Below are 24,042 nucleotides of genomic sequence, written 5' to 3'. Positions count from 1 at the left end.
GTGTTCACTGGCATGGTTCTCGTGGTGTGTGGAGGTGTCGGCATGGGCGAGCGCGAACACGAGCATGTGCGGGTCGCGGTGGTCGGGTCCGGGTTCGGCGGGCTGGGGGCCGCCGTGCGGCTGCGCCGCGAGGGCGTCACCGACTTCGTCGTCCTGGAGCGGGCGAGCAGTGTCGGCGGGACCTGGCGGGACAACAGCTACCCGGGGTGCCGGTGTGACGTGCCGTCCCATCTGTACTCGTTCTCCTTCGCGCCCAACCCCGACTGGCCGCGCGCCTTCTCGGGGCAGGAGCACATCCGCGCCTATCTGGAGCACGTGACGGACGTGTTCCGGCTGCGTCCGCACATCCGCTTCGACTCGGAGGTGAAGCGGATGAGCTGGAACGCCGAACGGCTGTGCTGGGACATCGAGACGAGCAGCGGGAGCCTGTCGGCGGACCTGGTCGTATCGGCGACCGGGCCGCTGTCGGACCCCAAGATCCCGGACATCCCGGGGCTGGACTCCTTCCCGGGCGAGGCCTTCCACTCGGCCCGCTGGGACCACGACTGCGACCTGCGCGGCAAGCGTGTCGCCATGGTGGGGACCGGGGCCTCGGCCGCCCAGATCGTGCCCGCCATCCAGCCCGAGGTGTCGCACCTGACCCTGTTCCAGCGCACGCCGCCCTGGGTGATGCCCCGCGTCGACCGCAACATCAGCGATGCCGAGCGGTGGCTGCACCGGCAGCTGCCCTTCACCTCGCAGCTCAGGCGCGGGCTGCTGTGGGGCATCCGGGAGTTGCAGGTCCAGGCGTTCACCAAGCACCCCAAGCAGCTCGGTCTCGTCGAGGAGCTGGCGCGGCGCAACATGGCCCGTTCCGTCAAGGACCCGGCGCTGCGGGCGAAACTGACCCCGGACTACCGCATCGGCTGCAAGCGGATCCTGCTGTCCAGCGACTACTATCCCGCGCTCGCCCAGCCCAACGTGGACGTGGTCGCGAGCGGGCTCGCCGAGGTCCGCGGGTCGACCCTGGTCGCCGCCGACGGCAGCGAGGCCGAGGTGGACGCGATCGTCTTCGGCACCGGCTTCCACGTCACCGACATGCCCATCGCAGAGCGGGTCGTGGGCGCCGACGGGCGGACCCTCGCCGAGACCTGGAAGGGCGGTATGGAGGCCCTGCGCGGCGCTTCCGCGGCCGGCTTCCCGAACTGGATGACGATCATCGGGCCCAACACCGGCCTCGGGAACTCCTCGATGATCCTGATGATCGAGTCGCAGCTGAACTACCTGGCCGACTACGTCCGCCAACTCGACGTACTCGGCGGCCGGGTGGCCCTCGACGCCCGCCCCGACGCGGTGCGTTCCTGGAACCACCGGGTGCAGGAGCGCATGAAGCGCACCGTGTGGAACACCGGCGGCTGCACCAGCTGGTACCTCGACGCGAGCGGCCGCAACACCACCATCTGGCCCGGCACGACCGGCGAGTTCCGGCGGGCCACGCGGCGCATCGACCTCGCGGAGTACGACGTCCTGCGGGCTCCCGCGGCCGTGAAGGGCATCGCACAGGAGAAGGCCGGGGTGGAAGCGTGAGCCGCCTCCTGCACGTCGACTCCGGCCCCTACGCCCCGCCCGCCCCGGCGCGTGAACTGACCGCCGTCTCCGCCGACGGCGCCCGGCTGCACGTCGAGGTCCACGGGCCCGAGGGCGCCCCCGCTGTCGTCCTCGCCCATGGCTGGACCTGCTCCACCGCCTTCTGGGCCGCGCAGATCCGCGACCTGGCCGCGGACCACCGGGTCATCGCCTACGACCAGCGCGGCCACGGGCGCAGCCCGGCGAGCCCCGCGTGCAGCCCCGACGCGCTCGCCGACGATCTGGAAGCCGTACTGGAGGCCACCCTCGCGCCCGGCGAACAGGCCGTGGTCGCCGGGCACTCCATGGGCGGGATGACCGTCATGGCGGCGTCCGCCAGAGCCGCGTTCCGTGCGCATGCGGCGGCGGTCCTGCTGTGCAGCACGGGCAGTTCGCAGCTGGTCGCGGCGTCCACCGTCGTCCCCCTGCGGGCCGGGCCGGTGCGGACCTGGCTGACCCGGCGGATCCTGGGCTCCCGTGCCCCGCTCGGGCCGGTCACACCGCTGGCCCGCCGGATCCTGAAGTACGGGACGATGGGCCCCGGTTCGGCCCCGGACATGATCGAGGCGTGCGCCCGGATCGTGCACGCCTGCCCCCGCAAGGTCCGCCACGCATGGTCGCAGGTGCTGGATCTGCTCGACCTCGACCACGGCGTGCGGGCGCTGGACGTGCCCACGGCCGTGATCGTCGGGACGGCGGACCGGCTGACGCCGCCGGGGCAGAGCCGGGCCCTGGCCGCCGCGCTGCCGCGGTGTACCGGCATCGTCGAACTGCCGGGCATCGGCCACATGACGCCCGTCGAGGCGCCGGAACCGGTCACCGGCACCATCCGGGAACTGGTCCGCACACACATCCAGGTCGTATCCGAGGAGAGCGCATGAGCAGGGTGAGCCTCGAAGGCAAGGTCGCCGTGGTGACCGGGGCGGCGCGCGGCGTCGGGGAGTTGCTGGCCCGCAAGCTCTCCGCGCGCGGGGTGAAGGTGGCGCTGGTCGGCCTGGAGCCGGACGGGCTCAAGCAGGTCTCCGGGCGGCTGCACGGCGACAGCGACCACTGGCACGCCGACGTCACCGACCACGAGGCGATGACCCGGGTCGCGAGCGAGGTCAAGGAGCGCTTCGGGCGGGTCGACATCGTCGTCGCCAACGCCGGTGTCGCCACCGGCGGTCCCTTCGCCGACTCCGATCCGGAGTCCTGGAGGCGGGTGATCGAGGTCAACCTGATCGGCTCGGCGGTGACCGGCCGCGCCTTCCTGCCGTCGCTGCTGGAGAGCCGGGGGTATCTGCTGCAGATCGCGTCCCTCGCCGCGATCACCCCGGCGCCGATGATGACCGCGTACTGCGCGTCCAAGTCCGGTGTGGAGGCGTACGCGCACAGCCTGCGGGCCGAGGTCGGGCACCGGGGAGTGAAGGTGGGCGTCGGATATCTGTCGTGGACCGACACCGACATGGTGCGCGGGGCCGACCAGGACGACGTCATGCGGGAGTTGAGGCAGCGGCTGCCCTGGCCGTCCAACAAGACCTACCCGCTGGGGCCGGCCGTGGACCGGCTCGTGGAGGGGATCGAGCGCCGGTCGAGCCATGTGTACGGGCAGTGGTGGCTGCGCGGGATGCAGGGCGTGCGCGGCTATCTGCCCGGCGTCATCGGGACGGTGGGCCAGCGCGAGATGCGGCGGTTCGCGGACCGGCTGACGGGCATGCGCACAGGCCTGGTCGGGGCGGGTGGCGAGGCCGATGAACAGCAGCGAACTACGCTCCGTAAGTGATCGACATGCGCAGCGTCACGGCCCGTGTGAATCTGATCGAGCCAGATCCCCTCACCCCCAACGGGAGTGAACCCACATGGGTATGAAGGACCAGTTCCAGGAGAAGTCCGAGCAGTGGCAGAACCAGGCTCGCCAGAAGGCGGAGCAGGCTCGTGAGCAGGTGCCGGGCCGCGACCGCCGGCGCGACGAGGACATGGACCCCTCGCGGCCGCAGCGCGACCGTGAGCGCACGGAGCCGCACCGCGACCGTGAGCGCGAGCAGGAGGACCGCTTCGACCAGGACTTCGACGCCTGACGTTGCGTGCTGAGCGGACTGGGGCGTCCCCGTGCGGGACGCCCCTTTCCCGTACGAGCAGGGCGTTCAGCTCCTGGGCGGCAGCTTCGGGCGGGAGCGGTCCGGTACGTCGCTGTAGGTCGGCGGCGTCGCCGGCGGGTTGCTCTCCAGCAGTCCGAGCGCCAGCTCCACCGCGTCGGTCAGCTGGGCGTGCCGCCCCTCGGCCCAGTCCAGCGGGGTGCGCAGGACGTCGATGTCGGGGGAGACGCCCTTGTTCTCCACCGACCAGCCGTAGGCGTCGAACCAGGCCGCGTTCATCGGCACCGTGATCACCGTGCCGTCGCCCAGTTCGTGCCGGCCGGTCATACCGACCACCCCGCCCCAGGTGCGCTGCCCCACGACCGGGCCGAGCCTCAGCAGCTTGAACGCGGCGGTGATCATGTCGCCGTCGGAGGAGGTCGCCTCGTCGGCCAGGGCCACCACCGGGCCGCGTGGCGCGTTCGAGGTGTACGACACCGGCTGGGCGTCGCGGGTCAGGTCCCAGCCCAGGATGGTCCGGCTCAGCGTCTCGATGACCAGCTCGCTGATGTGACCGCCGGCGTTGCCGCGCACGTCCACGATCAGGGCAGGCCGGGACACCTCCATGCGCAGGTCGCGGTTGAACTGTGCCCAGCCCGAGCCGCCCATGTCGGGGATGTGCAGGTAGCCGCAGCGGCCGCCGCTCAACTCGCGTACCACGGCACGGCGTTTGGCCACCCAGTCCTGGTAGCGCAGCGGCCGTTCGTCGACGAGCGGGACGACGGCGACCCGCCGGGCGGGGCCCGCGCCCGTGCCCTCGGCCTGGTCGAAGGTCAGCTCCACCGTCGTACCGCCCGCGCCGGCCAGCAGCGGGTAGGGGCCCGCGTCCGGATCCACCGGGCGGCCGTCCACATGGGTGAGGACCGCGCCCTCCCGGATGCCCGAACCGGCCAGTGGGGAGCGGGCCTTGGAGTCGGAGGAGTCGCCGAGCAGGATCCGTTTGACCGCCCAGCCGCTGTCCCTGCGTACGAAGTTGGCGCCCAGCAGGCCCTGCCGGCGCTGGTAGTGCGGCGGGCCCTCGTTGCGCCGGGCGGCGGTGACGTAGGCGTGGGACGTGCCCAGTTCGCCGAGGACCTCGCGGAGCAGGTCGGCGAACTCGTCGGGGGAGGCGACCCGTTCGACCAGCGGGCGGTACTGGTCGAGCACCCCGTCCCAGTCGATGCCGCACATGCCCGGATCCCAGAAGTGGGCCCGGATCAGCCGCCCGGCCTCCTCGTACGACTGCCGCCACTCCGCCGCCGGGTCGACCGTGTGCAGGATGCGGCGGGCGTCGATCCACACGGTGGAGTCGCTGTCGCCCGGCTCGTTGGCCGGCACCGCGCGCAGTTCGCCCTCGTCGACGATCACCAGCCGGCTGCCGTCGCCGCTGACGGCGAACCAGTCCAGGTGCTGGGCGAGTTCGGTCTTCCTGGCCTTGGTGATGCCGAAGTGCTCCAGGGTCGGCCGGCCGGTGGTGTCGTCGGGGTTGGCGAACGTCTCGCCGAGGGCGCCCGAGATCGGCCAGCGCAGCCACACCAGCCCGCCGCCCGCCACCGGGTGCAGCGCGGAGTACTTGGAGGCGGCCACCGGGAACGGGGTGACGCGGCTCTCCAGCCCCTCGACCTCGACGGTCACGGCCCCGTTGTCGCCATCGTCGTCGTCCTCCACCGGGTCCAGGCCCCCGGCGGCCGGGCGGCCCTCGGGGTTCACCGCGAACGGGGAGGGCGTCGCGGAGGACAGCGGCACGAGGTACGGGCGGCAGCCCAGCGGGAAGGACAGGTCGCCGGTGTGCACGTCGTAGACGGGGTCGAAGCCGCGCCAGGACAGGAAGGCGAGGTAGCGGCCGTCGCGGGTGAAGACCGGGTTCTCGTCCTCGAAGCGGCCGTTGGTCACGTCGACGATCAGCCGGTCGGCGAGCCGGGCCATCTTGATCTGCCGCAGGGTCCGCCCGATGCCCGGGTGGGACCAGGTCAGCCACGCCCCGTCCGGGGAGAAGGCGAGGTCGTGCACGGGCCCGTTGACCGACCGGATCAGCTCGGTGACCTCCCCGTCGGAGTCCTCCGTGACGTCGACGAGGAGGAGCCGGCCGTCGTGCGAGGCGACCGCCAGCCGCTGGCCCTCCGGGTCCGAGACCAGTTCGCGCACCCGGCCCAGCGCGCCCGGAGCGTGACGCCGGGGTGCCCGTTCGCCGCTCGCCCGGGGCAGGGAGGCGATCTCGACGGCGTCCTCGCCCTCCGCGTCCGTCACGTACGCCACGCGCCCGCTCGCGCCGAGCATCTCGGGCAGCCGCACCCGGACGCCGGGGGTGTCGGTGAGGGTGCGGGCGGGGCCGTCCCGGTGGGTCAGCCAGTAGAGGCTGCCGCGCACCACGACGGCACTGGCCCGCCCGGTCTCGTCGACGGAGAGCCCGTCGAGGTGCCGGGAGGCCGCCACCTGGTAGGGGCGCCGCCCTGCCCGCGGCCCGCTGAGGCGTACGTCCAGCCGGCGCGGGCCGGAGCCGGGGGAGAGGTCGTCGACGATCCACAGGTCGCCCGCGCACTGGTACACCACCCGGGTGCCGTCGCTCGCGGCGTGCCGGGCGTAGAAGGCGTCGTGGTCGGTGTGCCGGCGCAGGTCCGAGCCGTCGTAGGCGCACGAGTAGAGGTTGGCGACGCCCTCGTGGTCGGAGAGGAACGCGATGCGGCCGCCGACGAACAGGGGGGAGTGCAGATGGCCGCCGATGCCTTCGAGTAGCCGTTCGCCGTGCAGCCAGAGCCGGCCCGTCGCCCCGCCGCGGTAGCGCTTCCAGGACGCCGGTTCGTGCGGCGGGGTGCCGGTCAGGAGCAGGGACTTGCGCTCCCCGTCCACGTCGGCGACCTGGATGTCGGAGACCGGCCCCCAGGGCAGCTTGCGGCCCGGGTCGCCGTCGGGGGAGATCTTGTAGGCCCAGGTGAAGTAGGAGAAGGGCTCGCCGTGCGAGGCCACGGCCAGGATCTCGCCCTCCGGGGTCCAGCCGCAGACCCGGGTGTCGGCGCTGCCCCAGTGGCTCACCTGGCGGCCCGGGCCCCCGTCCACCGGGACGACGTGGACCTCGGGCACCAGGCTGCGCCAGCTCGTGCAGGCGAGGTGGCGGCCGTCGGGCGAGAAGCGGGGGTGGCCCAGTTTGGTGCGGTCGACGGTGAGCCGCCAGGCCCGGCCGGGGGTGTCGAGCGGGGCGAGCCAGAGGTCGTCCTCGGCCACGAAGCACAGCAGGTCGTCATGGAGGTGCGGCAGACGCAGATAGGTCACGTCCTCATGCTTTGCCGGGGGACGGACCAGGGCAACTCAAGGCAAAAGCGCGCCCGTGACCCAGCACACGTACGAAACGGTTTCGTTTTCATGAGTGGTGCGCTACATTCGTGGCGTACGAAACCGTGTCGTTCGGAGTCAGGAAGGTGAGCGAGATGACTGAGGTCGCCGCCGCGCGTCGCAGTCGGATCACCCCCGAGCGTGAGGCCGAGCTCTACACGGCCGTGCTCGACCTGCTCCGCGAAGTCGGCTACGACGCCCTCACCATGGACGCCGTGGCCGCGCGCACCCGGTCCAGCAAGGCCACCCTCTACCGCCAGTGGGGCGGCAAGCCGGAGCTGGTGGCGAAGGCGATCCGGCACAACAAGCCGGGCAACATCGCCGACATCGACACCGGTTCCCTGCGGGGCGACCTGCACGCCCTCACCTCCCGTGAGGACGACTGCACCATGCAGCAGAACGCCGCGCTGATGCGGGGCCTGTTCATGGCGGTGCACGCCAACCCCGACCTCCTCCAGGCGTTCAAGGAACTCCTCGTGGAGCCGGAGATGGAGGAGTTCCACCGGGTGGTGCAGCGGGCCGTCGACAGAGGCGAGGTCCGCGCCGACTGCCCGGCCCTGGACTACGTCGTCCACATGCTCATCGGCGCGTTCGCGACGCGCACGCTGATCGACGACCAGCCTCCGACGCAGCGGTTCCTCCTCTCGTACATCGACGCCGTGGTCCTCCCCGCCCTCGGCGTGCCCACCGAGTAGTCCCCCTCAGCCAGCCCCTACCTGACGTATCCGCTCACGTCGTCGGGCCGATCACCCCTGCCCTGAACACCCCACGACTGACCGGGAGTACGCCCTCGTGGCCACTTTCCTCTACAAACTCGGCCGGCTCTCGTTCCGGCGGCGGCACTTCGTCGCCCTGATATGGGTGGCGCTGCTGACCCTCGCCGGTGTCGGCGCGGCCAGTGCCCCCGCCGCGGGCAACAGCTCGTTCTCCATCCCCGGCACCGAGGCCCAGAAGGCCTTCGACCTGCTGGAGCAGCGCTTCCCCGGCACCAGCGCCGACGGAGCCACCGCACGCGTCGTCTTCAAGGCGCCGAGCGGCGAGAAGATGACCGACCCCGGCAACAAGGCGACGGTCCAGGAGACGGTGAAGGAGCTGTCCGACGGCTCCGAGGTCGTCCGCGTCACCGACCCGTACCGGGCGAAGGCCGTCAGCAAGGACGGCACGATCGCGTACGCGCAGGTGTCGTACAAGGTCTCCGGCATGGAGCTGGACGACGCGGCGAAGGACGCCCTCAAGGACAGTGCGCAGGACGCGCGCGAGGCCGGGCTGACCGTCGAGATCGGCGGTGACGCGCTCCAGGCCGTTCCGCACACCGGCTCCAGCGAGATCATCGGCATCGCGGTCGCCGCGGTCGTCCTGGTCATCACCTTCGGCTCGCTGGTCGCGGCCGGGCTGCCGCTGCTGACGGCGCTCATCGGCGTGGGCATCGGCGTCTCCGCGATCACGGGCCTGGCCAGTGCGCTGGACCTCGGCTCGACCACCTCCACCCTCGCGATGATGATCGGCCTGGCCGTCGGCATCGACTACGCCCTGTTCATCGTCTCCCGCTACCGCGCCGAACTGGCCGAGGGCCGCGAGCGCGAGGAGGCGGCCGGCCGGGCCGCCGGCACGGCGGGGTCCGCGGTGGTCTTCGCGGGTCTGACCGTGGTCATCGCGCTGGTGGGCCTGTCCGTCGTCAACATCCCCATGCTGACGAAGATGGGCATCGCGGCGGCGGGCACGGTGGCCATCGCGGTGCTGATCGCCCTGACGATGGTCCCGGCCCTGCTCGGCTACGCGGGCCGCAAGGTGAAGCCGATGGGGGAGAAGGGCAAGCTCCTCGGCCGGGCGAAGAAGCAGGACAAGCCGGCCAAGCCGAACCTGGGCACGCGCTGGGCGAGCTTCGTCGTCCGCCGCCCGGTCGCGGTCCTGCTGCTCGGCGTCATCGGCCTCGGCGCGGCCGCCGTCCCGGCGACCTCCCTCGAACTGGGCCTGCCCGACGACGGCTCCCAGCCGGTCTCCACCACCCAGCGCCGCGCCTACGACCTGCTGTCCGAGGGCTTCGGTCCTGGCTTCAACGGCCCGCTGATGGTCGTCGTCGACGCGAAGGACAGCGACGACCCCAAGGCGGTCTTCACCGAGACCGGCGACGCGATCAAGGGCCTGAAGGACGTCGTCACGGTCACCCCGGCGCAGCCCAACAAGGCCGGTGACACCGCCACCATCACCGTGATCCCCGGCTCCAAGCCGTCCTCCGTCACGACGGAGAACCTGGTGCACGGCATCCGGGACGCGGGCGCGGGAATCAAGGCCGACACGGACGCGAACGTCCTGGTCACCGGCAGCACGGCGATGAACATCGACGTCAGCGAGAAGCTCAACGACGCGCTGGTGCCGTATCTCGTGCTGGTCGTCGGGCTGGCCTTCCTCCTGCTGATCGTGGTGTTCCGCTCGATCCTGGTCCCGCTGAAGGCGGCCCTCGGCTTCCTGCTGTCGGTGATGGCGGCCCTCGGCGCGGTCGTCGCGGTCTTCCAGTGGGGCTGGCTGTCCGGCCTGATGGGCGTGGAGCAGACCGGGCCGGTCATGTCGATGATGCCGATCTTCATGGTCGGCGTGGTCTTCGGCCTCGCGATGGACTACGAGGTGTTCCTCGTGACCCGGATGCGGGAGGCCTACGTCCACGGCGAGAAGCCCGCCCAGGCCGTGGTCACCGGGTTCCGGCACGGCGCCCGGGTCGTCACCGCCGCCGCGGTCATCATGATGGCCGTCTTCGCCGGCTTCATCGGCTCGTCCGAGTCCATGGTCAAGATGATCGGCTTCGGCCTCGCGATCGCGGTGTTCTTCGACGCGTTCGTCGTCCGCATGGCCATCGTCCCGGCCGTCCTGGCCCTCCTCGGCCGCAAGGCCTGGTGGCTGCCCAGGTGGCTCGACCGCGCGCTGCCCAACGTGGACGTGGAGGGCGAGGGCCTGCGCACCCGCACCGGCCGCGGCGACGAGGACAGGGAGCCGGCCCGCGTCTGACGGGCCCCCCCTGCACGAACCGGCCGGTGAGGGCCCCGTGGGGACGGGGACCCTCACCGGCCTCTTCCGGGCGGGTACGCCGAGGCGGCCCGGATGTTCCGACCGGCTCTGCCCGGGCTCCTTACGCCGCCTGTGGGTGGAGAACCACCTTCGTGTAGCCCTCGACGCGCTTGTCGAACTTCTCGTACGCCGACGAAGCCTGGTCGAGCGGCAGCTCGTGCGAGACGACGAAGCTGGGCTTCGCGCGATCCGCGATGATCATGTCCCGCAGGTGGCGGTTGTACCGCTTGACGTTGCACTGCCCGGTGCCCAGGCGGAGCCCCTTCTCGAAGAGGCGCCCGACGGACACCATCAGCATGCCCTTCTTGGCCTGCTCGTCCGGACCGCCCGGGTCGCTCGGGACGTACAGGCCGGGGATGCCGAGCGCGCCCGTCGGCCGGACCGTTTCGACCAGGGAGTTCAGAACGATCGCCGGTTCCTCGCGGTCCTCGCCCTGCGCCTGGGCCTGGTAGCCCACCGCGTCGATGCCCTTGTCGGTCCCCTCGCCGCCGGTCTGCTCCTTGATCTGCTCCGCCGGGTTGCCCTGGGAGAAGTCGATCGGGACCGCGCCGATCTCCTCGGCCTTCTGCAGACGTTCCGCCACCCGGTCGACCACGAACACCTTGCTCGCACCGCGCAGCATCGCGGAGTAGGCGGCCATCAGCCCGACCGGACCGGCGCCGTACACGGCGACCGAGTCACCGGGGCGCACGTCGGCCAGTTCGTTGCCGTGGTAGCCCGTCGGGAAGATGTCCGCGAGCAGCACGAAGTCGGTCTCCTTCTCGGTGCCCTCCGGGAGCTTCAGGCAGTTGAAATCGGCGTACGGGACCCGGACGTACTCCGCCTGGCCTCCGGTATAGGGCCCCATCGCGACGTAGCCGTAGGCGCCGCCCGCGAAACCCGGGTTCACCGTCAGGCAGAAGCCCGTGAAGCCCGCCGAACAGTTCTTGCAGAACCCGCAGGCCACATTGAACGGCATGACCACCCGGTCGCCCTTGCTGAGAGTGGTGACCCCCTCTCCTGTCTCCTCGACCACGCCGAGGTTCTCGTGGCCGAACACGATGCCCGGCTCCGCGGCCGTGCGGCCCTCGTACATGTGCAGGTCGGAGCCGCAGATGGCTGTTGACGTGACCCGGACGAGCACATCGTTCGGGTGCTGAATCCGTGGATCCTCCACTTGCTCTATCGCTACCTCGAAGGGCCCCTTGTATACGACAGCCCTCATCGTCAAGCACCTCCGTCTGTGCTGTGGCTCATATACCAGGCTGGTGCATGATGAGATGATTTGCACGCAGAGGAGAAAGGAAGTAGGGCTTTGTCTCGTCGTATCGGCACACTTCTCGTGGCGGTCTCCGGACTGTCCGGCACCACCTACCCGGTCGGGACCCGCGTGGCCATCCAGGGCACCGGCGGATCCGTCGACGGCTTCGTCGACGGCGACTGGCTGCCGCTCGCCTGGTGGGAGTTCGCGGACGTCCGGCCCGAGGACGCCACCGGCTGAAACGACCTCGCGTGTCCCGTACACGTACCACTAGCGTGCAGGGCATGACGACGACAGCCGCCCCTGACGCCGAGGGCTCCGGAGCCCACCCCCGATTCGCCGAGGCCCTGCGGGCGCTCGGGCTCGGGGATCTCGTGGGACAGGTCCGCCGGTTCCCGGATGCCACCCGTACCGCCGCCGAGGCCGCCGCCGCGATCGGGTGCGAGCTGAGCCAGATCTGCAAGTCGCTGATCTTCGCCGCGGACAGTGTCCCGGTGCTCGTGCTCATGGACGGGGCCTCCCTGGTCGACCTCGAACTGGTCCGCAAGGAACTCGGCGCCGACAAGGTCACCCGCGCCAAGGTGGACGTCGTGCGGGAGACCACCGGGTACGCCATCGGCGGGGTACCGCCCTTCGGGCACAAGACCAGGACCCGGGTGCTCGCCGACCGGTCCCTGCTGGAGCACGACGTCGTCTGGGCCGCGGCCGGGACGCCGTACGCCGTGTTCCCGATGGCCCCCGAGGACCTCGTGGCCCACGCCGACGGCACCCTGGTGGACGTGCGCGAGCGCACCGCGTGACCCCTCTGGTCACCGCCGCCGTCCTGCTCGCCGCCGTCACCCACGCCAGCTGGAACGCCATCGCCCACAAGATCACCGACAAGCTGGCCGGCTTCGCGCTGATCTCGGGCGGCGGGGTCCTCATCGGGCTGGCCCTGGCACCGTTCGTGGCGTTCCCGGCGGCCGGGGCGTGGCCGTATCTGCTCGCCTCCGCAGCCGTCCACATCGCGTACTACGCCCTGCTGATGAAGTCCTTCCGGCTGGGCGACTTCGGACAGGCCTACCCCATCGCCCGGGGCACCGCGCCGCTGGTCGTGACCCTGCTCGCCGCCCTCTTCGCACACGAGGTGCCCGACGGGTGGGCCGCCGCCGGGATCGCCCTGTCCTGCGCGGGCCTCACCGGCGTCGCCCTGTGGGGACTGCGCGGGCGGCGGCCCGACTGGGCGGCGATCGGAGCGGCCCTGGCGACCGGGCTGACCATAGCGGTGTACACCGTGGTCGACGGGCTGGGCGTGCGGGCCTCCGGGTCCTCCCTCGGGTACATCGCCTGGCTGATGGCGGTGCAGGGGGTCGTCATCCCGGCCTACGCGGCATGGCGCTGGCGCGGCGAAACGGTCGCCCTGCTCCGGCCCTTCGCCGCGGTCGGGCTGCTCGGCGCCGCGCTGTCCGTCGCCGCCTACGCCCTCGTCCTGTGGGCCCAGACCAGGGCGGAGCTCGCGCCCATCGCGGCGCTGCGCGAGTCGTCGATCATCGTGGGCGCGGCCATCGGGGCCGTCTTCTTCAAGGAGCGGTTCGGCGCGCCGAGGATCGCGGCGGCCGGGCTGCTGGTCGTCGGCATAGGGCTGATGCTGCACTCCGGATAGGGGCCCGTCAGGCGGGTGCGTCCGGCCCGCGTGAGGAGCACCCTGGAACTAAGCGTTCCGGAGGTGATCGTCATGATGCACACCACCGTGGGGTGGCACGTCGAGATGGAGTTCACGGAGGACGACCAGCACACGCGAGCGGCCGCGATGGTCCGTCTGCCCGACGGCAGTGAGGTACGGGCGCACGGCCACGCGAGCCGGCACCGGACCGACGCCAATCAGCCGAGGGTCGGGGAGGAGATCGCCGGGGCGAGGGCGCTCAACGAACTCGCCATGCAGTTGCTGACCAAAGCCCACGAGGAGATCGACCAGGCCTCCGGGCGGACCTCGCACCCCATCCACGTCTAGAGGTTCAGCACTCCCCGTACCGCCCGCACCAGCCCCTGCGCCCGCGGGTCCGCCGTCACGGTCTTGCGGAAGCCGTTGGTGACGTAGCCGAAGGCGATCCCCGTCTCCGGGTCGGCGAAGCCGAGGGCGCCGCCGCGCCCCGGGTGGCCGAAGGAGCCCGGAGTGAGGAGCGGTGACGCGCTGCCGTGCAGCATGTAGCCGAGGCCGAAGCGGGTGCCGACCACCAGGACCCGGTCGGGGCCCGCCGACTCCTCGGCCCGGGCCAGTTCCACCGTCTCCGGAGTGAACAGGCGCGGGGCGCCGGCCGTGTCGCCGATCAGGGTCGCGTAGAAGCGGGCCAGTCCGTCCGCCGTCGCCATGGCGTTCGTCGCCGGGAGGGCGCTCGCGCGGTAGGCGGGGTCGTTCTGGTCCGGGAACGGGGAGATCGCGGCGAACGCCCGGCGCGTGAGGGAGGCCGGGTCCTCGTAGGCCTCGGTGACCGAGCGCTTCGGGCGGGCCCGCAGACCCCCGGTCGGCTCGGCCCCCTCGACGCGGCCCACCCGGCCGACCCGGCCGGCCTCCGACTCCGGCAGGCCCAGCCAGAGGTCCAGCCCCAGCGGGCCGGTGACCTGCGAGGCGAGCCACTGTCCGGTGCCCTGCCCGGTCACGCGCCGCACCAGTTCGTCGAGCAGCCAGCCGTAGGTGAGCGCGTGGTAGCCGTGGTCGGTGCCGGGCTCCCAGACGGGGGCCTGCGCGGCGACGGCCTCCGGGCCCTTCAGCGGGTCGAGCGCCTCCTGCGGGGTGAGCGGCCGGTCGAGGACCGGCAGCCCGGCCCGGTGGTTCAGCACGTGCCGGACCAGCACCCGCTCCTTGCCCCGCGCCTTGAACTCCGGCCAGTAGTGCCCGACCGGCGCGTCCAGGTCCAGCTGTCCGCGCTGGTGCAGCAGCAGGAGTACGGCGGCGGCGACCCCCTTCGTCGCCGAGCGCACGACCTGGGCGGTGCCGCGCTCCCAGAGGGCCGTGCCGTCGACGTCCCTGGTGCCGCCCCACAGGTCGACGACCTTCTGCCCGTCCCGGTAGACGGCGACCGCCGCGCCCCGGTCCCCGAGCGTCGCGAAGTTCCGTACGAACGCGTCCCTCACCGGCTCGAAGCCCTCGGCCACTGTGCCGTGCACGTCCACGCCCGTACTCCTCGTCTCGCCGCTGTGCTCGTGGTGCTCCCCTCTAGCCAAGCAGGATGGTCACGTCGATGTTCCCCCGGGTCGCGTTCGAGTACGGGCAGACCTCGTGGGCCGCGTCCACCAGCCTGGTCGCGAGGTCGGCGTCGACGACCGGCAGGGAGACGCTGAGGGCGACCGCGAGGCCGTAGCCGCGCTGCTGGTTGGGGCCGATGCCGACCTTCGCGGCGACCGTGGAGCCGGTCAGGTCGTAGCCCTCGCGGTTGCCGACGAGGATCAGGGCGTTGTGGAAGCAGGCGCTGTAGCCGGCCGCGAAGAGCTGTTCCGGGTTGGTGCCGTTGCCGTCGCCGCCGAGCTGCGGGGGCATGGCGACCTTGAGGTCGATCTGACCGTCCTGGCTGGTGACATAGCCGTCGCGACCACCGTGGGCGGTGGCCTCCGCCACGAACATGATCTTCGTCGGGCGGGTGTCGACGGCGGGGCCGTCAGTCATGCTGTCCTCCCCCGGAACCAAGTGCGCACAAATGCATCGTGCACAAGGTACTGGCCGGTAATCGACCTGTCATACCAGGGGGTATGCAACCGGGGGTAACTCTCAGCGGGCCCGGGCCGCCGCCGACTCCGCCCGCTCGGCCAGCCGCCACAGCTCCGCACGCAGCCGCCCGGCCTCCGTCCCGTCGAGCCCCGTCGCCGCGACCAGCGCGCCGGGCACCCGCCCCGCCCGCTCCCGGAGTTCCTCCCCGCGTCCGGTCACGGCCACGAGCACCGACCGCTCGTCCCGGGCCGACCGCTCACGCCGGACCAGACCGGCCGCCTCCAGCCGCTTCAGCAGCGGCGAGACCGTGCCGTAGTCGAGGCGCAGGGCCGAGGCCAGCTCCTTCACCGTCGTCTCACCGCGCTCCCAGAGGACCAGCAGCACCAGGTACTGGGGGTAGGTGAGGCCCAGCTCGTCGAGGAGCGGACGGTACGCCGCCGTCACCGCGCGCTGGGCGGCGTACAGCGCGAAGCACAGCTGGTCGTCCAGCAGCGGTGGTCCGGTGCTCTCCTCGTTCGTCACGCGGCCATTGTCACGGACGGGCCGGAGCCGCCGGGACGGAACGCGGATCGAAGCCGAACGGCAGCTCCAGACGGTGGGCCCGCATCAGCTCCTCGTCGGAGAGCAGCTCGCCGGTCGGCCCGTCGGCCGCGATCACCCCGTCGCTGAGGATCAGGGAGCGCGGGCACAGCTCCAGGGCGTACGGCAGGTCGTGCGTGACCATCAGCACGGTCACGTCCAGGGAGCGCAGGATGTCCGCCAGTTCGCGGCGCGAGGCCGGGTCGAGGTTGGACGACGGCTCGTCCAGCACGAGGATCTCCGGCTCCATCGCCAGCACGGTCGCGACGGCCACCCGGCGGCGCTGCCCGAAGGAGAGGTGGTGCGGGGGCCGGTCCGTGAATTCCGCCATGCCGACCCGCTCCAGGGCCCGCTGCACGCGCTCCTCCAGCTCCGGGCCCTTCAGCCCGGCAGCCGCGGGCCCGAACGCCACGTCCTCCCGGACCGTCGGCATGAACAGCTGGTCGTCCGGGTCCTGGAAGACGATGCCGACCCGGCGCCGGACCTCGGCCATGTTGCGCCTGTCCACGGGCAGCCCGGCGACCTTCACCGTGCCGGCGCCGCCGGTCAGGATGCCGTTGAGGTGCAGTACGAGGGTCGTCTTGCCGGCGCCGTTCGGCCCCAGCAGCGCGACGCGCTCACCGCGCGCGACCGAGAAGTCGACGCCGAAGAGGGCCTGGTGCCCGTCGGGGTAGGCGAACGCGAGGCCCGAGACCTCAAGAGAAGCAGTCACAGGGTCCATCCCAGCAGACAGACGAGCAGCGCGGCGCAGGGGAGGGCGAGGGCGTACGACCACTGCGCCCGGGACGCGGTCACCTCGTCGATGACGGGCATGGAACCGGCGTATCCACGGCTGACCATGGCCAGGTGCACCCGCTCGCCGCGCTCGTAGGAGCGGATGAAGAGCGCGCCGGCCGACTTGGCGAGCACGCCCCAGTGCTTGACGCCGCTGGCTTCGAAGCCGCGGGACTCCCGGGCGATCCGCATGCGCCGCATCTCGTCGGTGATGACGTCGCCGTAGCGGATCATGAAGGACGCGATCTGCACGAGCAGCGGCGGGAGCTTGAGGCGCTGGAGGCCGAGCAGCAGTTCGCGCAGTTCGGTCGTGGCGGCCAACAGCACCGAGGCCGCCACCCCGAGCGTGCCCTTGGCGAGCACGTTCCAGGCGCCCCACAGGCCGTTGACGCTCAGGGACAGGCCGAGGACGTCGACCCGTTCGCCCTCCGCCACGAACGGCATGAGCACCGCGAACGCGACGAAGGGCACCTCGATCAGCAGCCGCCGGAGCAGGAAGCCGGCGGGCACGCGCGCGACGTACGCGACGGCCCCGAGCAGCACGGCGTACAGCCCGAACGCCCACATCGCCTCGCGCGGCGTCGACACGACGACGACCACGAAGGCGAAGACGGCGGCGAGCTTGGTGTGCGGCGGCAGCCCGTGCACGGGCGAGTGCCCGTGCCGGTACAGCTTGTGCGCGTGCCCTGCTCCCATGTCAGACGCTCGTGCTCGTCGTGCTCGTCGCGTTCGACGTCTCCGACGGGGAGGTGTCGTCCGTGCGGCGGCGGCGCACCGCCCAGAACACGCCGGTGCCCGCGACGACCGTGACGCCTACGCCGATGACACCAGCCAGCCCCCCGGACAGGCGGGCGTCGTCGACGTCCTTGACGCCGTAGTCGGCGAGCGGGGAGTCGGCCACCGCGTGCTCCTCGGCCTTCTTGTCGATGCCGTGGTCGGTGGCGACCTTCTCCAGGCCATCGGGGTTCGCCGAGGCGTAGAAGCTGACGAAACCGGCCAGGAGCAGGGAGGCGACCAGACCGGCGGCCCACACCTTGCGGTGCGAGGTCCGGGCGGCGGCGGGAACGGGCTCGGGCTCGGCGTCGGGGGCGTCGACCAGTTCGCCGTTCACCCGCAGCTTGAGCTTCTGCGTCAGGCCGCGCGCCCCGTACACCAGGTCCGGGCGGACGGCGATGACCGCGCCGACGGTCAGAGCGGTGATCACGGCCTCGCCGATGCCGATCAGGACATGCACGCCGATCATGGCGGTGGCGACCTTGCCGATCGAGACGTCGGTGGTGCCGCCGATCGCGTACATCAGCGTGAAGGCGAGCGCGGCGGCCGGGACGGAGACCAGGGCCGCGACGAAGGCGGCCGCGGTGACCGACCGGCGGGTGCGCGGCAGAACCTTCACCAGGCCGCGGAAGAGGGCGTAGGCCACGACCGTCGTGACGATCGCCATGTTGGTGATGTTCACGCCCAGCGCGGTCAGACCGCCGTCCGCGAACAGGATGCCCTGCATCAGCAGGACGACGGAGACGCACAGGACCCCGGTGTAGGGGCCGACGAGTATCGCCGCCAGCGCACCGCCGAGGAGATGGCCGCTGGTCCCCGCCGCGACGGGGAAGTTCAGCATCTGCACGGCGAAGATGAACGCCGCCACGAGCCCGGCCAGCGGCGCCGTGCGCTCGTCGAGTTCGCGGCGTGCGCCGCGCAGGCTCACGGCGATGGCGCCCGCGGCGATCACACCGGTGGCGGCGGAGGTGGGCGCGTTGATGAATCCGTCAGGTACATGCACCGTTCGATGATGTGGCTTGATGCGAATGGTTTGCAAGAGCGTGATGCTCGTTTTATCTCACCCGTGATATATCCGGCTCCAGAAGCGCAATCCGGAAAATATGCGACATTGGAGGGGGAGTGGACGCACAGTTTCCACTCGGATTGCGCACGGTGAAGGGGCCGTCCGATGTCCGTAGTCGAGCAGTACGCGCGAGCCCACATCGTCTCGGACGCGGCCGTGCCGCTCGTCGACGAGCTGGAGGCGGTTCCGGTCACCCTGCGGTACGACCCCGACCACGATCCCCGGAAGGTGCGCATGGTGCTGCCGGGAGCCGGGGGAGGCGAGTGGGTGTTCAGCCGCGAGCTGCTGGAGGAAGGGCTGCGGGCCCCCGTCGGGAGCGGCGAGGTGCGGGTGTGGCCGTGCGGCCGGGTGCAGGTCGTGGTGGAGTTCCACTCCGCGCATGGGGTGTCGGTGGTGCAGTTCGAGCAGCAGGCGCTGCTGCGGTTCCTGCGGCGGACGTATATGGCCGCCGCGGAACCCGTCACTCATTGAGCCCCGCGCTCAGCCGCCCGCCTTCAGCAGGGCCGCCACGATCGGACCGGCCGTCGAACCGCCGTGCCCGCCCTGCTGGACCACGCCCGCGGCGGCCAGGTCGCCCCGGTAGGCCGTGAACCAGCCGTTCGGCTTCTTCTGCCCGTCGACCTCGGCGGACCCGGTCTTCGCACCGACATCCCCGCCGACCCCGGACATCGCCTCCGCGGCCGTGCCGTACGCGGCGGTGTACGCCATCAGCTCACGCAGCTGGGACAGGGCGCTCGCCGGCATCGTGCGCGCGGCCTTCGCCAGCTTGCGCCCGTCCACGTCCGGGGAGACCAGGTACGGCTGGTGGAAGGTGCCGGCCTTGACCGTCGCCGACACCGACGCCATGTTCAGCGGGTTCATGCGAACGCCGCCCTGCCCGATCAGCGAGGCACCCATCTGGGCCGCCGACTGCACCGGCACCGCCCCGTCGAAGGACGGCACCCCGATCGCCCAGTTGTTCAGCCCCAGGCCGAAGACCTGCTGGGCCTCCTTGGTCAGGTCGTCGTTCTTCAGCTTCGGGGCCTGGCTGATGAAGGCCGTGTTGCAGGAGCGGGCGAAGCTCGCCTTGAACGTGCCGTTCTTGATCTGGAACTTGTCGTCGTTCTGGAACTTCCAGTGGCCGTACGTGAAGTACTTCGGGCACGGGTGCTTCTTGTCCGCCGAGGCCAGGCCCTTCTCGATCAGCAGCGACGAGGTGATGACCTTCATCGTGGAGCCGGGGGCCAGAGAGCCCTGGAAGGCGGTGTTGAAGCCGGGGGAGGCGTTGGCGGCGGCCAGGATCTCGCCGGTCGACACCCGCAGCAGGACCACGGACGACTTGGCCTTCTTGGCGACCTGCTTCTCGGCGGCCTCCTGGAGGGCCGGGTCCAGCGTGGTCTTCACCGTGCCGGGCGTGCCCTCGCTCAGCTCCAGCAGGGTCTTGTCGGAGAGGTCCTTCGCCTCGGCGGACTTCCCGCGCACCACCCGCAGTTCGATGCCGGCCTTGCCGCCGGCCTCCTTGCCGTACTTCTCGCGCAGGCCGTCCAGGATCGGGCCGATCGAGGCGTACTTCTTGGTGGTCAGTTCACCGCCGTCCCGGTCGAGCGCCTTGACCGGGGGCGTGCCCGCCGCGCCGGTGACCAGGGTGTCGCCGTCCCGCAGATCCGGGTGGACGACCGCCGCGTGCCAGTCGACCAGCGGCTTTCCGTCGGAGGTGCGGCGCACGACGGTCAGGGCGCTGTCGTACGCCAGAGGCTTGTCGGTGCCCTTGTAGGACACCGTGCCCTTGACGGAGAACGGCACCTTGTCGCCGGTGGGCTTGCCCGGGGTGAGGGTGACGTCCTTGATGTGGGCGTCCTTGGTGTAGCCGGTGAGCAGCGACCGGGCCGCGGAGGTGTCGTCGGTGGCCGCGGCGGCCCGGTCGGCCTTCTGGGACTGCCAGGCGGTGAGGAAGGCGCGGGCGGTGGTGTTGACCTCGGCCGGGGACAGCGGGCCCGTCTTCACCTTGGCCTTCTGGTCCGAGGCCCGCGTCCCGTCGTCGGCGGCGGCGCCACCGCCGTACAGCGCGTAGGCACCGGCCCCGGCGCCCACGACGACCACGGCGATCATCCCGCCGATCACGGCAGGTCTGGTCTTCCGTCGCTCGGCGACGCGCCTTCTGTTGCCCACTGCTGTCCGTTCCTCCGAGATTCCCCAGGGTCCCCGTCGCCCTCAGCTGTCCCATGTCCCAACGACGGCCACCACCCTAGAGTCCCGTGCCGCGGAGGTGAGATCAGCCACCTGTTCGTAGCACGGCTGCGACAATCGGCCCGGCCGCGTCGCCGCCGTGGCCGCCCTCCTCGGTCATGGCCGCCGCCGCGATGTCGCCCCGGAATCCGGTGAACCAGCTGTTGGACCTGGCATTGCCGTCGACCTCGGCGGAACCGGTCTTGGCGCCGATGTCACCGCCAAGACCGGCCATGGCCCGCGCGGCGGTGCCCTGCGTGGCCGTGAGCCGCATCATCTGCTTGAGCTGGGCGGCGGTGCTCGCCCGCAGGCCCCGGGCCCGGGCCAGTTCCCGGCCGTCCAGTTCCGGCGAGACGAGGTAGGGCTGGCGGAAGGCGCCGGTGATGGCGGTCGCGGTCACCGAGGCCATGTTCAGCGGGCTCATCTGCACCTGGCCCTGCCCGATCGCACCCGCCGCCCGGTCCGGGCCGTCGACGGCGGGGACACTGCCGTCGAAGGAGGCGATGCCGGTCTTCCAGTTGTCCTGCCCCAGCCCGAAGCGCTCCTCGGCCTCCTGGGTCAGCGAGGCGTCCGTGAGCGGCTTCTCGTCGATGAGCTTGATGAAGGCGGTGTTGCAGGACCGCATGAAGCTGTTGGCGAGCGTCGCGCTCTCGTCGGGCTTCATGCCGGTCAGGTTCTTGAACGCCTGGCTCTGCCACACGGCGGTGTCCGGGCAGGGCGCCGGGCCGTTCATCGAGGTCACGCCGTTGTCGATGAGCATCGCGGCGGTGATGATCTTCATGGTGGAGCCGGGTGCCGCCTCGCCCTGGAAGGCGGCGTTGAAGTCGTCCGTGCGGTTGTTGGCCACGGCCAGCACCTCGCCGGTGCTGGGCTTGACGGCCACCACCGACGACTGGGCGAACCGCTCGACCGCCTTCTCGGCCGCCGCCTGCGCGCCCGGGCTGATCGTGGTGGTGAGCTTGCCCGGCTTGCCCTTGGCGAGGGTGAGCAGCGGAGTGTCGGGAGCACCGTCGCCGGTGTGCCGGATGACCAGCTCGATGCCGGGGGTGCCGCCGGCCTTGTCGCCGTACTTGTCGCGCAGGGTGTCCAGGACCGGTTCGAGGGAGGGGTACTTCTCCTTCGTCAGCTCGGAGCCGTCGCGGCCCACGGCCTCGATGGGCGGCGTGGCCGACCGCTCGGTGACGAGGGTGTCCTCCTTCTTCAGCCCGGGGTGCACGACGGACGGCTGCCAGTCGACCAGTGCCCGCCCGGTGGTCAGCCCGCGCACGACCTTCAGCTCGCTCTTGTAGCTCAGCGGCTTGGACTTCCCGCCGTAGGCGACCTTCGCCTTCACCGTGTACGGCACGGTGGCGCCCCGGGCCGCGCCCGGCGTGATCTTCACGCCGGTGATGTGCGCGTCGTCGCCGAAGGCGGTGAGCAGCTGCTCGGCCGCGCCGTCGTTGTTCGTGTACGAGGCCGCCGTGGCGGCGGCGCCCTTCTCCCAGGCCGTGAAGAACTTGGCCGTGGTCTCCTCGACCTCGTCCTTGTCGGGCGGCCCCGACTTGTTCTCCGCGGCCACCCCGCCCGTGCCGCCCCCGTCACCGTCGAGCGCGCTCACGAGGTTGTAGGCGCCGTACCCGGCCCCGCCCACCATCACCGCGAACACCCCGCCTATGACGGCGGCTTTGACCCCCTTGCCCATGGCTGGACCCCTCCCCGTTGAGCCCCACGCGCCCCTTTGAACGCGTTCAGAAGCTCGATGCCGGGGGGACTCTATGCGTAAGCGGTTACTACCGGGACGGGAGTTTCGATTTTTGACCGAACGTAGATCAGACCCACGTATCCAGCCACATCCGCGACCGCCAGTCGTCGATCGGGATGGCCTGGCCGGTGTACAGGGGCCAGAAATAGATGAAGTTCCAGGTGATCAGCAGGACGAGGACGCCCGCGGCGGTGGCGCCCGCGACGCGGCGGGTGTCGCTGGAGCGGGGTGGGCCGATGATCGCGCCCAGGAGCATCGCCACCGCCAGGCACAGGAACGGCAGGAAAACGACGGCGTAGAAGAAGAAGATCGTGCGCTCCTGGTACATGAACCAGGGCAGGTAGCCGGCCGCGATGCCGCAGGCGATGGCACCCGCGCGCCAGTCACGGCGGAAGAACCAGCGCCACAGCACGTAGAGGACCGCGAAACAGGCGACCCACCACAGCAGCGGCGTGCCGAGGGCGAGGACCTCGCGGGCGCACTTCTCGCCGGCGTCGGCGGGGCAGCCGTCCTTGCCGGGGGCCGGGGACTCGTAGAAGTACGACACCGGGCGGCCGAGGACGAGCCAGCTCCACGGGTTGGACTGGTACGTGTGCGGCGAGGACAGGCCGACGTGGAACTCGTACACCTGGTGCTCGTAGTGCCACAGGCTGCGCAGCCAGTCGGGCAGGAACGTCCAGCTGCCGCCCTTGCCGCTGGTCGCGGCCCAGTTGCGGTAGTAGCCGCCGGAGCCGTTCGTGGCGGAGAGGATCCAGCCGGTCCAGGACAGCAGGTAGGTGACCAGGGCGACCGGGACCGTGGCGAGGAACGCGAGGCCCGTGTCGCGCTTGAGGACCGCCGTGTACGGGTGACGGGCGCCGGCGACCCGGCGCGAACCGACGTCCCACAACACCGCCATCAGACAGAACGCGGCCAGGATGTAGAGGCCGTTCCACTTGGTGCCGATGGCCAGGCCCAGCATCAGGCCCGCCGCCCAGCGCCAGGGGCGCCATCCCAGGCGGGCCGTCTCCGCCGTGTGCCGGTCGGGCCGTGCCCGGCCGTCCTCGTCCAGCGGCAGCGCGGCGGCGAGTTTCGCACGGGCCCGGTCGCGGTCGACGAGCAGACAGCCGAACGCGGCCAGCACGAAGAACATCAGCACGCCGTCGAGCAACGCCGTGCGGCTCATCACGAAGTGCAGCCCGTCCACCGCCATCAGCGCGCCCGCCAGGCACCCCAGGAAGGTGGAGCGGAACAGGCGGCGGCCGATCCGGCACAGCAGCAGCACGGACACCGTGCCGAGCACGGCCGTCATGAAACGCCAGCCGAAGGGGTCGAACCCGAACATCAGCTCGCCGAGCCCGATGACGTACTTGCCGACCGGCGGGTGCACGACGTACGCGGCGTCCGCCGGGAGCGTGACGTGCCCGCCCGACGACAGGACCAGGTCGTTGGCGTTCTTGTCCCAGTTGAGCTCGAACCCGCGGTGGATCAGCGCCCACGCGTCCTTGGCGTAGTACGTCTCGTCGAATATCACCGCCCTGGGGCTGCCCAGGTTCCAGAACCGCAGCACCCCCGCCAGCAGCGTGACCAGCAGCGGGCCGATCCAGCCCGACCAGCGCACCAGCCGGCCCGCGAGCGTGGGCGGGACGCCGAGCGCCGCCCACAGGCGCGGGGAGGGCTCGGTGTAGGGCGGCACCAGGCGGTCACGGACGTCGCGGGCGTCGCTTCTGGGCTGCCCCTGGTAGCCGAAGCGGCGCAGCCGCTGCTGCCAGGACGGCCGCTGGTCGAGCGGCGCCTGGCCCTGCCGGGTGTCCGTGGAGGACGCGGTACTGGTCACCGCGCCATCGTAGGGAACCGTTCTGTGTGAGTCCCGTGCATGGCCGGTATGCGTCCGCATCCTCCGCCCCTGGGAGGAGT

Annotated in this window: 22 protein-coding genes; 11 read left to right on the top strand and 11 right to left on the bottom strand. The window is 71.4% G+C overall.

Features of this window, described 5'->3' with window-relative positions; translation table 11 throughout:
- Window positions 1-42 precede the first annotated feature (42 nt).
- From RFN52_RS16515 to RFN52_RS16500, 4 genes are all read left to right on the top strand, one after another.
- Entirely contained in the window at window positions 43-1,566 is a 1,524-nt protein-coding gene (locus tag RFN52_RS16515; protein ID WP_184847282.1) for a flavin-containing monooxygenase, read from the top strand.
- Window positions 1,563-2,486 carry an alpha/beta fold hydrolase gene (locus RFN52_RS16510; protein ID WP_184847280.1) on the top strand — a complete coding sequence of 308 codons (924 nt, stop codon included), beginning with the start codon at window positions 1,563-1,565 and terminating at the stop codon, window positions 2,484-2,486. The genes RFN52_RS16515 and RFN52_RS16510 overlap by 4 nt, the downstream gene beginning before the upstream one ends.
- Complete coding sequence (locus tag RFN52_RS16505) at window positions 2,483-3,367, top strand: SDR family oxidoreductase (RefSeq protein ID WP_184847277.1); 885 nt, start codon at window positions 2,483-2,485, stop codon at window positions 3,365-3,367. Before RFN52_RS16510 ends, RFN52_RS16505 begins: the two co-directional genes overlap by 4 nt.
- A 76-nt stretch (window positions 3,368-3,443) precedes the next feature.
- Window positions 3,444-3,662: a hypothetical protein gene (locus tag RFN52_RS16500; RefSeq protein WP_184847275.1), complete on the top strand. Its 219-nt coding sequence runs from the start codon at window positions 3,444-3,446 to the stop codon at window positions 3,660-3,662.
- A gap of 66 nt (window positions 3,663-3,728) precedes the next feature.
- Here RFN52_RS16500 and RFN52_RS16495 read toward each other — a convergent pair whose 3' ends face one another.
- Complete coding sequence (locus RFN52_RS16495) at window positions 3,729-6,965, bottom strand: S41 family peptidase (RefSeq protein WP_184847273.1); 3,237 nt, start codon at window positions 6,963-6,965, stop codon at window positions 3,729-3,731.
- 155 nt (window positions 6,966-7,120) lie between these two features.
- Here RFN52_RS16495 and RFN52_RS16490 point away from each other — a divergent pair, with 155 nt between their 5' ends.
- Together RFN52_RS16490 and RFN52_RS16485 are read left to right on the top strand one after the other, a co-directional pair.
- The gene (locus RFN52_RS16490) at window positions 7,121-7,720 is read left to right on the top strand and encodes a TetR/AcrR family transcriptional regulator (protein ID WP_184847271.1); all 600 of its coding nucleotides are present in this window, start codon (window positions 7,121-7,123) and stop codon (window positions 7,718-7,720) included.
- A 97-nt stretch (window positions 7,721-7,817) separates the two neighbouring features.
- Window positions 7,818-10,025 carry an MMPL family transporter gene (locus RFN52_RS16485; RefSeq protein ID WP_184847269.1) on the top strand — a complete coding sequence of 736 codons (2,208 nt, stop codon included), beginning with the start codon at window positions 7,818-7,820 and terminating at the stop codon, window positions 10,023-10,025.
- 121 nt (window positions 10,026-10,146) lie between these two features.
- On the opposite strand, the gene RFN52_RS16480 is transcribed toward RFN52_RS16485, so the two are convergent.
- Window positions 10,147-11,289: a glutathione-independent formaldehyde dehydrogenase gene (locus RFN52_RS16480; RefSeq protein ID WP_184847267.1), complete on the bottom strand. Its 1,143-nt coding sequence runs from the start codon at window positions 11,287-11,289 to the stop codon at window positions 10,147-10,149.
- A 90-nt stretch (window positions 11,290-11,379) separates the two neighbouring features.
- Here RFN52_RS16480 and RFN52_RS16475 point away from each other — a divergent pair, with 90 nt between their 5' ends.
- The 4 genes from RFN52_RS16475 to RFN52_RS16460 all read left to right on the top strand — a co-directional run bounded on the left by RFN52_RS16475 (window position 11,380) and on the right by RFN52_RS16460 (window position 13,315).
- A complete protein-coding gene (locus tag RFN52_RS16475; protein ID WP_102910814.1) occupies window positions 11,380-11,565 on the top strand; it encodes a hypothetical protein in 186 nt (61 codons plus the stop codon).
- A 44-nt stretch (window positions 11,566-11,609) separates the two neighbouring features.
- A complete protein-coding gene (locus RFN52_RS16470; RefSeq protein ID WP_184847265.1) occupies window positions 11,610-12,125 on the top strand; it encodes a YbaK/EbsC family protein in 516 nt (171 codons plus the stop codon).
- Window positions 12,122-12,967, top strand: a complete 846-nt coding sequence (locus RFN52_RS16465; RefSeq protein ID WP_184847263.1) for an EamA family transporter — start codon at window positions 12,122-12,124, stop codon at window positions 12,965-12,967. The genes RFN52_RS16470 and RFN52_RS16465 overlap by 4 nt, the downstream gene beginning before the upstream one ends.
- A 72-nt stretch (window positions 12,968-13,039) precedes the next feature.
- Complete coding sequence (locus tag RFN52_RS16460; protein WP_184847261.1) at window positions 13,040-13,315, top strand: DUF1876 domain-containing protein; 276 nt, start codon at window positions 13,040-13,042, stop codon at window positions 13,313-13,315.
- Here RFN52_RS16460 and RFN52_RS16455 read toward each other — a convergent pair.
- The 6 genes from RFN52_RS16455 to RFN52_RS16430 form a co-directional block, all read right to left on the bottom strand.
- Window positions 13,312-14,475, bottom strand: coding sequence for a serine hydrolase domain-containing protein (locus RFN52_RS16455; RefSeq protein ID WP_184847259.1), 1,164 nt, complete (start codon window positions 14,473-14,475; stop codon window positions 13,312-13,314). The two genes, RFN52_RS16460 and RFN52_RS16455, sit on opposite strands and share 4 nt — an antisense overlap.
- A 43-nt stretch (window positions 14,476-14,518) precedes the next feature.
- Window positions 14,519-14,965: an organic hydroperoxide resistance protein gene (locus RFN52_RS16450; RefSeq protein ID WP_184847257.1), complete on the bottom strand. Its 447-nt coding sequence runs from the start codon at window positions 14,963-14,965 to the stop codon at window positions 14,519-14,521.
- Window positions 14,966-15,067: 102 nt separating this feature from the next.
- Window positions 15,068-15,529 (bottom strand): MarR family winged helix-turn-helix transcriptional regulator, encoded by a 462-nt coding sequence (locus RFN52_RS16445; RefSeq protein WP_184847255.1) that lies wholly within the window; start codon window positions 15,527-15,529, stop codon window positions 15,068-15,070.
- A gap of 10 nt (window positions 15,530-15,539) precedes the next feature.
- On the bottom strand, window positions 15,540-16,307 hold the full coding sequence (locus RFN52_RS16440) for an energy-coupling factor ABC transporter ATP-binding protein (protein ID WP_184847253.1): 768 nt from the start codon (window positions 16,305-16,307) through the stop codon (window positions 15,540-15,542).
- Window positions 16,295-17,056, bottom strand: a complete 762-nt coding sequence (gene cbiQ / locus RFN52_RS16435) for a cobalt ECF transporter T component CbiQ (RefSeq protein WP_184847251.1) — start codon at window positions 17,054-17,056, stop codon at window positions 16,295-16,297. The genes RFN52_RS16440 and cbiQ overlap by 13 nt, the downstream gene beginning before the upstream one ends.
- 1 nt (window position 17,057) lies before the next feature.
- Window positions 17,058-18,137 carry an energy-coupling factor ABC transporter permease gene (locus RFN52_RS16430; protein ID WP_184847249.1) on the bottom strand — a complete coding sequence of 360 codons (1,080 nt, stop codon included), beginning with the start codon at window positions 18,135-18,137 and terminating at the stop codon, window positions 17,058-17,060.
- A gap of 168 nt (window positions 18,138-18,305) precedes the next feature.
- Between RFN52_RS16430 and RFN52_RS16425 the strand changes: the two genes are divergently transcribed.
- The gene (locus RFN52_RS16425) at window positions 18,306-18,671 is read left to right on the top strand and encodes an SsgA family sporulation/cell division regulator (RefSeq protein ID WP_184847247.1); all 366 of its coding nucleotides are present in this window, start codon (window positions 18,306-18,308) and stop codon (window positions 18,669-18,671) included.
- A gap of 9 nt (window positions 18,672-18,680) precedes the next feature.
- On the opposite strand, the gene RFN52_RS16420 is transcribed toward RFN52_RS16425, so the two are convergent.
- The 3 genes from RFN52_RS16420 to RFN52_RS16410 all read right to left on the bottom strand — a co-directional run bounded on the left by RFN52_RS16420 (window position 18,681) and on the right by RFN52_RS16410 (window position 23,962).
- Window positions 18,681-20,348 carry a penicillin-binding transpeptidase domain-containing protein gene (locus RFN52_RS16420; protein WP_184847245.1) on the bottom strand — a complete coding sequence of 556 codons (1,668 nt, stop codon included), beginning with the start codon at window positions 20,346-20,348 and terminating at the stop codon, window positions 18,681-18,683.
- Between the two features lie 103 nt (window positions 20,349-20,451).
- Complete coding sequence (locus RFN52_RS16415) at window positions 20,452-22,086, bottom strand: penicillin-binding transpeptidase domain-containing protein (RefSeq protein ID WP_184847243.1); 1,635 nt, start codon at window positions 22,084-22,086, stop codon at window positions 20,452-20,454.
- 127 nt (window positions 22,087-22,213) lie between these two features.
- The gene (locus RFN52_RS16410) at window positions 22,214-23,962 is read right to left on the bottom strand and encodes a dolichyl-phosphate-mannose--protein mannosyltransferase (RefSeq protein WP_184847241.1); all 1,749 of its coding nucleotides are present in this window, start codon (window positions 23,960-23,962) and stop codon (window positions 22,214-22,216) included.
- Window positions 23,963-24,042 lie beyond the last annotated feature (80 nt).

The sequence above is a fragment of the Streptomyces collinus genome (assembly GCF_031348265.1).
Classification (GTDB): Bacteria; Actinomycetota; Actinomycetes; order Streptomycetales; family Streptomycetaceae; genus Streptomyces; species Streptomyces collinus.
Note: the sequence above shows the minus strand (reverse complement) of the source record. Positions and strands in the feature narration are given on the sequence as shown.